The 7,098-nt window shown below is 63.0% G+C and carries 8 protein-coding genes and 1 tRNA gene; 5 read left to right on the forward strand and 4 right to left on the reverse strand.

What is annotated here, in order from left to right; genetic code table 11:
- Positions 1-12: 12 nt before the first annotated feature.
- Both ACESMD_RS08305 and ACESMD_RS08310 read right to left on the reverse strand, forming a co-directional pair.
- Positions 13-342, reverse strand: coding sequence for an HlyU family transcriptional regulator (locus ACESMD_RS08305; RefSeq protein WP_372612123.1), 330 nt, complete (start codon positions 340-342; stop codon positions 13-15).
- Positions 343-360: 18 nt separating this feature from the next.
- On the reverse strand, positions 361-1,884 hold the full coding sequence (locus ACESMD_RS08310) for an argininosuccinate synthase (RefSeq protein ID WP_372612125.1): 1,524 nt from the start codon (positions 1,882-1,884) through the stop codon (positions 361-363).
- Between ACESMD_RS08310 and rnt the strand changes: the two genes are divergently transcribed.
- Positions 1,778-2,443: a ribonuclease T gene (gene rnt / locus ACESMD_RS08315; RefSeq protein WP_372612127.1), complete on the forward strand. Its 666-nt coding sequence runs from the start codon at positions 1,778-1,780 to the stop codon at positions 2,441-2,443. The two genes, ACESMD_RS08310 and rnt, sit on opposite strands and share 107 nt — an antisense overlap.
- A gap of 109 nt (positions 2,444-2,552) precedes the next feature.
- Here rnt and grxD read toward each other — a convergent pair whose 3' ends face one another.
- Positions 2,553-2,900 carry a Grx4 family monothiol glutaredoxin gene (gene grxD / locus ACESMD_RS08320; RefSeq protein WP_372612129.1) on the reverse strand — a complete coding sequence of 116 codons (348 nt, stop codon included), beginning with the start codon at positions 2,898-2,900 and terminating at the stop codon, positions 2,553-2,555.
- A gap of 161 nt (positions 2,901-3,061) precedes the next feature.
- Here grxD and argF point away from each other — a divergent pair, with 161 nt between their 5' ends.
- The 4 genes from argF (at position 3,062) to ACESMD_RS08340 (ending at position 6,703) form a co-directional block, all read left to right on the forward strand.
- Positions 3,062-3,982: an ornithine carbamoyltransferase gene (argF, locus tag ACESMD_RS08325; RefSeq protein ID WP_372612131.1), complete on the forward strand. Its 921-nt coding sequence runs from the start codon at positions 3,062-3,064 to the stop codon at positions 3,980-3,982.
- A 97-nt stretch (positions 3,983-4,079) separates the two neighbouring features.
- Positions 4,080-4,385 (forward strand): hypothetical protein, encoded by a 306-nt coding sequence (locus ACESMD_RS08330; protein ID WP_372612133.1) that lies wholly within the window; start codon positions 4,080-4,082, stop codon positions 4,383-4,385.
- 61 nt (positions 4,386-4,446) lie between these two features.
- Entirely contained in the window at positions 4,447-5,619 is a 1,173-nt protein-coding gene (locus ACESMD_RS08335; protein WP_372612135.1) for an alcohol dehydrogenase catalytic domain-containing protein, read from the forward strand.
- A gap of 22 nt (positions 5,620-5,641) precedes the next feature.
- Positions 5,642-6,703, forward strand: coding sequence for a proline racemase family protein (locus ACESMD_RS08340; protein ID WP_372612137.1), 1,062 nt, complete (start codon positions 5,642-5,644; stop codon positions 6,701-6,703).
- A 36-nt stretch (positions 6,704-6,739) separates the two neighbouring features.
- Here ACESMD_RS08340 and ACESMD_RS08345 read toward each other — a convergent pair.
- Positions 6,740-6,815, reverse strand: a tRNA-Ala gene (locus tag ACESMD_RS08345).
- Positions 6,816-7,098: the final 283 nt, after the last annotated feature.

The following is a 7,098-nucleotide window of genomic DNA, read 5'->3' on the forward strand; positions in this document are numbered from 1 at the left end:
GCATGGTTCCCCCTAACGGGACTTGAACATACCGTCACCGACCTCGTCGATGTAACGCTGGGCCTTGCGAATCATCATCTGGTCGCAGGCCTCCCGGTCGGAGACCATGTCCGACCGATCGAAGCGAACCTCGAGCATCTCGGCTTCCTGTCCTTCACCAGCGTCCTGTCCTCCACCGCCGACCGGCTTGCGGATCCAACCACTGACCCGCAGCTGGCCACCCTGGTCCTCGGGCTCGGAAACGATCAGGTAACCCTTGTACTCGACGGATGCCGATGCCGAGCTCCGGGCGGGCGTCTCTTTCCCCGAACCCAGCAGGCCGGACAGCAGTTTCTTGAACATGGAACCTCCTGGAAGGCATCAATCCTGGCGACGACCCTTGCCGGCGGCGATGCGCAGGCGCAGGGCATTGAGCTTGATAAAACCCTCGGCATCCTTCTGGTCGTAGGCACCGGCATCGTCCTCGAAGGTGGCGATGGATTCATCGAAGAGCGACTGCTCGGACTTGCGACCCACGGGAATGGCATTGCCCTTGTAGAGCTTCATGCGCACCACCCCGGAGACGTTGTGCTGGGTCTCGTCGATGGCCGCCTGCAGCATGCGCCGCTCCGGGCTCCACCAGTAGCCGTTGTAGATCACTTCGGCATATTTCGGCATCAGCGAATCCTTGAGATGCGCTTCTTCGCGATCCAGGGTGATCGATTCGATGGCGCGGTGGGCACGCAGCATGATCGAACCGCCCGGCGTCTCGTAGCAGCCACGGGACTTCATGCCCACATAGCGGTTCTCGACGATGTCGAGGCGACCGATGCCATTGCCACCGCCCAGGGTGTTGAGCCGCTCGAGCACCTCATGGGGACGCATCGGAGTGCCGTCGATGGCCACGATATCGCCACGCTCGTAGGTCAGTTCCACGTAGGTAGGGGTATCCGGCGCCGCTTCCGGCGAGACACTCCAGCGCCACATGTCCTCCTCGGCCTCGACCCAGGGATCCTCAAGGATGCCGCCCTCGTAGGAGATGTGCAGCAGGTTGGCATCCATGGAATACGGCGACTTCTTCTTGCTCTTGGAGAAGTCCACCGGGATCTCGTGCTGCTCGCAATAGGCCATGAGCTTCTCGCGGGACGTCAGGTCCCACTCGCGCCAGGGGGCGATGACCTTGACGCCCGGCTTGAGCGCATAGGCGCCCATCTCGAAGCGTACCTGGTCGTTGCCCTTGCCGGTGGCACCGTGGGAGATGGCATCGGCGCCGGTCTGGTTGGCGATCTCGATCAGTCGGCGGGCGATCAGCGGCCTGGCGATGGAGGTACCCAGCAGGTACTCCCCCTCGTATAATGTATTGGCCCGGAACATCGGGTAGACGTAGTCACGCACGAACTCCTCGCGGAGATCCTCGATGTAGATCTCCTTGACCCCCAGGGCCTCTGCCTTGGCACGGGCCGGCGCGACCTCTTCGCCCTGACCGATATCCGCAGTGAAGGTCACGACCTCGCAGTCATAGGTTTCCTGCAACCATCTGACGATCACGGACGTATCCAGGCCGCCGGAATAGGCGAGGACGACCTTCTTGACATCGGACATTCGGGAGCTCCTTGTTTTTTCAATGGATTCCGGGCTACGGCAAACCGCCCGATGGACACGATTATAGCGCGCCAGGCGGAAGGCGAATACCGCCGGCAGGACGCCCCGCCACCAAACTGCTAGACTTTCGCGGATTCGAACCCGCCGCGGCCTGCGGCGGGCTTTCCCAAGCCTGTTCAAGGACAAGGAGAGGTGCATGAGCGAGGCGATCGCCCGCGGACTCCTGGCGAAGCGATTCCGCAGCTTTCTGCCGGTGGTGGTGGATCTGGAAACAGGGGGATTCAACCCGGAGCGCGATGCCATCCTCGAAATCGCCGCGGTGACCCTGACCATGGACCCGCTCGGCAATCTGATGCGCGACGCGACCTATGCCTTTCACATCCATCCCTTCGAGGGGGCCAATGTGGAGCAATCCGCGCTGGATTTCACCGGCATCCGACTCGATGACCCGCTCCGTTGGCAGGTCGCGATCTCGGAGTCCGAGGCCCTCGGCGAGATATTCCGGCCGGTACGCAAGGCGATCAAGGCTCACGGCTGCACCCGGGCCGTCCTCGTCGGCCATAACGCGGCCTTCGATCACGGCTTCCTCAACACTGCCGTGACCAGGGCCGGCATCAAGCGCAATCCCTTCCACCCCTTCTCCAGTTTCGACACCGCTTCTCTCGGCGGCCTGATCTATGGGCAGACGGTACTGGCTCGAGCCTGCCGCGCAGCGGGCATCGAGTTCGACAACCAAGCCGCGCACTCGGCTCGCTACGACACCGAACGCACCGCAGACCTCTTCTGCGCCATGGTCAATCGCTACAAGGAACTCGGCGGCTGGGACTTGGCCCAGAAGGAACAGGGGCTGGAAGAGACGTAGCGCCGAGCTCATAGGCCGGATAAGCCGAAGGCGCATCCGGCGAACGTGCTTGCCACCAACGCCCGGTGCGCTATCGCTTACCGTGCCTACGGCGACTGGGCACTTTCAGCTAGGCGTTGCCGTCTTCCTTGCTCTCGGCACGGACGGCAGCCTCCTTGACCAGGGTCTCGAGCTCCCCGTTCTGGTGCATCTCGACGACGATATCGCAACCACCGACCAGTTCACCCTCGACCCAGAGCTGGGGGAAGGTGGGCCAGTTGCCGACCTTGGGCAGCTCGGCACGGATATCCGGGTTGTCCAGCACATTGACGAAGGCAAAACGCGCACCACATGCCATTAGCGCCTGGACGGTCTGGGCGGAGAAACCGCACTGGGGCAGCTGGGGGGTGCCCTTCATGTAGATCAGGATGGGATTCTCGCTGATCTGACTCTGGATGTTCTCGACGGTCGTGCTCATGGGGAGTCTCCCTTTCGGTTCCCGTTGAGACCAGAGGTCAGGAGCAAATACCCGAGTGCTCCGGTCGGCTTTGTTGAGGCTGCCCATTGTACGGATGCCGGGCGCGTTGCGCATCCCCCCGGGGCTGGCTAGGATGGTCGTTTTTTCCGTGGAGCGATATCATGGCCACCCGCCACTTCCTGACCCTGCTGGACTTCAGTCCCGACGAGCTGCATTACCTGATCCAGCGCGCCATCGCCATCAAGAACAGGATGCGGACCCAGGGCCCCAGTTACACGCCCCTGGCCAACAGGACCCTGGCGATGATCTTCGAGAAGTCCTCGACCCGCACCCGGGTCTCCTTCGAGACGGCCATGGCGCAGTTCGGCGGCCACGCGCTCTTCCTGTCGCCTCGCGATACCCAGCTTGGCCGGGGTGAACCCATCGAGGACACCGCCAGGGTACTCTCGGAGATGGTGGATGCCGTGATGATCCGCACCTTCTCCCACGCCGGACTCGAGACCTATGCCACCGCCAGCCTTGTGCCGGTGATCAATGCCCTGACCGACGACTATCACCCCTGCCAGTTGCTCGCCGATGTCATGACCTGGACGGAGCTGAAGGGCAGCATCAAGGGTCGCACCGCCGTATGGATCGGCGACGGCAACAACATGTGTCACTCCTGGATCAATGCCGCCCGACAGTTCGACTTCCGGCTGCGCATCTGCTGCCCGAAGGGCTACGAGCCGCGCCGCGACATCCTGGAAGCGGCCGGCGACCGCGTGACCCTGTTCCACGACCCCGGCCAGGCAGTGATCGATGCCGACCTGGTGACCACCGACGTCTGGGCTTCCATGGGCCAGGAGGAAGAAAAGGCCAAACGTGAGGCCGATTTCGCGGGCTTCCAGGTCACCGAGTCGATGCTCGACACGGCAAGGCCCGACGTCCTCTTCCTGCACTGCCTGCCGGCCCACCGCGGCGAGGAAATCAGTGAGACCCTGCTGGATGACCCTCGCGCCGTGGTCTGGCAGGAAGCGGGCAATCGCCTGCATGCACAGAAGGCCCTGATCGAATTCCTGTTACTCGGACATGTCGAGACCTGAGACATCATCAGGCAATGTCTGACATTAGACCTTGGTCGTAGTAAGGCCGACTGTTATAATGCGCTGCAGCAAACTCGCGATACGAGGAACTGCGGACATGATACGCGAACCCTCCACAACGACCGGACTACAACGTAGCCTGAGGCAATGCCTGACCACCATGGCGGCCCTCCTCTATCAACACGGGCATGCACTGGAAGCCATTTCGGTCCCTCACAAGGGTCTCGACAGGGGAGTGATCAACGCCTTGAACGAAAGCTCGCCAGAATGGCAACTCTGCCAGCGAGTCCTCGAGAGAAGCGACGCCGCCATCTTCAATGATCAGGACTGTCTGGTACTGACGTCACTGGGGCGTGGCCTGCTGTTCGACATGTTCGGCGAAGGCGCCGCCGACTACGCCTGAGACGGCTGAGTCTGGTATCGTTGCCGGATCGATCACCGGGAACGGGAGGCGAGCTTCCACCATGTCCCAGACGGCACCCGAACTCCTTCCCGACACCATGGCGGCCATGCTGCTGACCGGGCATGGTGGCCTCGACAGGCTGGTCTACCGAGAAGACGTCCCGACACCTCGACCCGGTCCCGGCGAGGTCCTCGTCCGGGTCACGGCGACGGCGAAGAACAATACCGATCGCAAGGCCCGCGAGGGGCTCTACCCGACCAAGGACAAGGGCGAGGTCACTTCCTTCGCCATGGGCGGCTCACCGACCCTGACCTTCCCGCGCATCCAGGGGGCCGATGTGGCCGGTCGCGTTGTCGCCGTGGGCGAGGGGGTTCCGGCCTCTCGCATTGGCGAACGCGGCCTGCTGGACTTCAACCTCTATCCCGATGATCGCCGCGACCTCAACCTGGTGCCGGACTACTACGGCCATGGCGCCGACGGCGGATTCGCCGAGTACATCGCCGTGCCTGCGGACCAGTTCCACCACGTGCCGAACCCGCGGCTCGCCGATGCCGAGCTCGCCGCCATGGGCATGTGCTCCTACCAGACCGCCTATCACATGATAACCTCGGCCCGCGTCGCATCCGGCGAGCGGGTCCTCGTCACCGGTGCCAGCGGTGGCGTGGGCACGGCGCTGATACAGCTGTGCCGGATCGTCGGCGCCATCCCCTACGCCGTGAGCCAGCCGGACAAGGCCGACGCCCTGCTGGCACTGGGCGCCGAGGCGGTCATCGACCGCGGCGACCTGCCGACCTTCGTCGACCGGGTGCTCGAGGCCACCACAGGCGCCCCCATCGATGCGGTGATGGACCTGGTAGGCGGCGAGATGACCGACCGCTTCATCGACACCATGATCGTCGACATGGCCAGGCGCGCGAGCTACCCCCGTCTCTCCATCGCCGGGGCCAGCGGAGGGAACCTCAGCGAGATCATGTGGACGCGCATCTACCTCTATCAGGTGCAGATCTTCGGCGTCTCCCATGGCACCCGCGAGGAGGCCGAGCAGCTGGTGGAGTGGATACGCTCAGGCCAGCTCAGGCCGGTACTGCATGCCGCCTTCCGCCTCTCCGAACTGCGCGATGCCGAACGCTACTTCGTCAATCGCGGCAGCAACTATCTGGGGAAGATCGTGATCGTCCCCGACGCCGAATGGTCCGAGCATGGCGCCCCCTTTGCCCTGACACCCCGCGCCTGACCGTTGTCCCCGAGGAAATTCAATGAGTCAAAACGCCCAGCGCGATGCGCCCCTCATCCGGCTGATCGACACCCATGCCGGTGGCGATGTCAGTCGCATCGTCATCGGGGGGATCACCCCCCTACCCGGCAGCACCGTGCGTCAACAGATGGAATACCTGCGCGACGATGCCGACGGCCTGCGACAATTGCTGCTGTTCGAACCCCACGGCATTCCCGAGATGTCGGTGGACCTGATCGTCCCCGCCACCGATCCTGCGGCCGCGGCGGGCTACATCATCATGGAGGTGATGGGCTACCCGATCTACTCCGGCTCCAACACCATCTGCACCGCCACGGCGGTGCTGGAGACCGGCATCGTGCCCAAGCGCGAAGGCATCCAGCATTTCACCCTGGAGGCCCCGGCGGGTCTTGTGAAGATCGAGGCCAAGGTCGAGAACGGCGTGGTGGAGTCGATCACCTGTGAAGGGCTACCCAGCTATATCGACACCTACCGCGCCAGCATCCATGTGCCCGGCCTGGGCGACGTGACCTACAGCGTCGCCTACAGCGGCGGCTTCTACGCCCTGGTGGACGCCACCGAACTGGGCTTCTCCCTGGTGCGCGAGGAGGAGCGGGCACTGGCCGAGTGCGCCCACAAGATCGTCGAGGCGATACAGGCCGAGCGCGACTTTTCCCATTACACCCTGGGCGACGTCGGTCCCCTGCCCTTCATGCACTTCATGGGGCCGGTGGAGCAGGTCGCCGACGACTTCTACCGCTCGCGCTCCACCACCTATGTGCACCCCGGCGTGATCTGCCGCAGCACCACCGGGACCGGCACCTCGGCACGGCTGGCACTGATGCATCATGAGGGTCGCCTCAAGCCCGGTGACAAGCTGGAAACCGTCTCGCTTCGCGAGACCGGGTTTATCGGCGAGTTCACCGGCACGCAACAGCAGGGATCGCATCGGGTGATAGAAAACACCATTACCGGCAAGGCCTATGTGCTGGCCCACAGCGACATCGTGGTCAATTGCGATGATCCCATGGTCGAATGCAGTGGGCTGCATCACATCCTGGCAGGGAACGAAAAAGCCGCCTGACCCATGAGGCCAAGCGGCTGATTCTTTATAACTTTTTGGTGGAGCCTAGCGGGATCGAACCGCTGACCTCAACACTGCCAGTGTTGCGCTCTCCCAGCTGAGCTAAGGCCCCACGCTGCCCCGCTTCAACGAGACGGTGCGGATTCTACCCAGCGGGTTCTCAGCCGTCAACTCCTCAACTCCGGATCAGCCTTCCATCATCCCGGGCCTCGAACCATCGCCACCCTGACTTCCACTCGAGACAATTCCACTTAGGCAGCGTTAACAAATAAGTTGTGCAATATTTTGTAATCGGATATTCTCTGACGCATGGTAACTAATTTACACATTGGTCAACGCTGGGAAGTAATGCGCGATGCGCTTGACGAGCGCCAGCGAAGGTTGTTGGTCGCGGC

The sequence above is a fragment of the Halomonas sp. genome, assembly GCF_041689495.1.
GTDB lineage: Bacteria > Pseudomonadota > Gammaproteobacteria > Pseudomonadales > Halomonadaceae > Halomonas.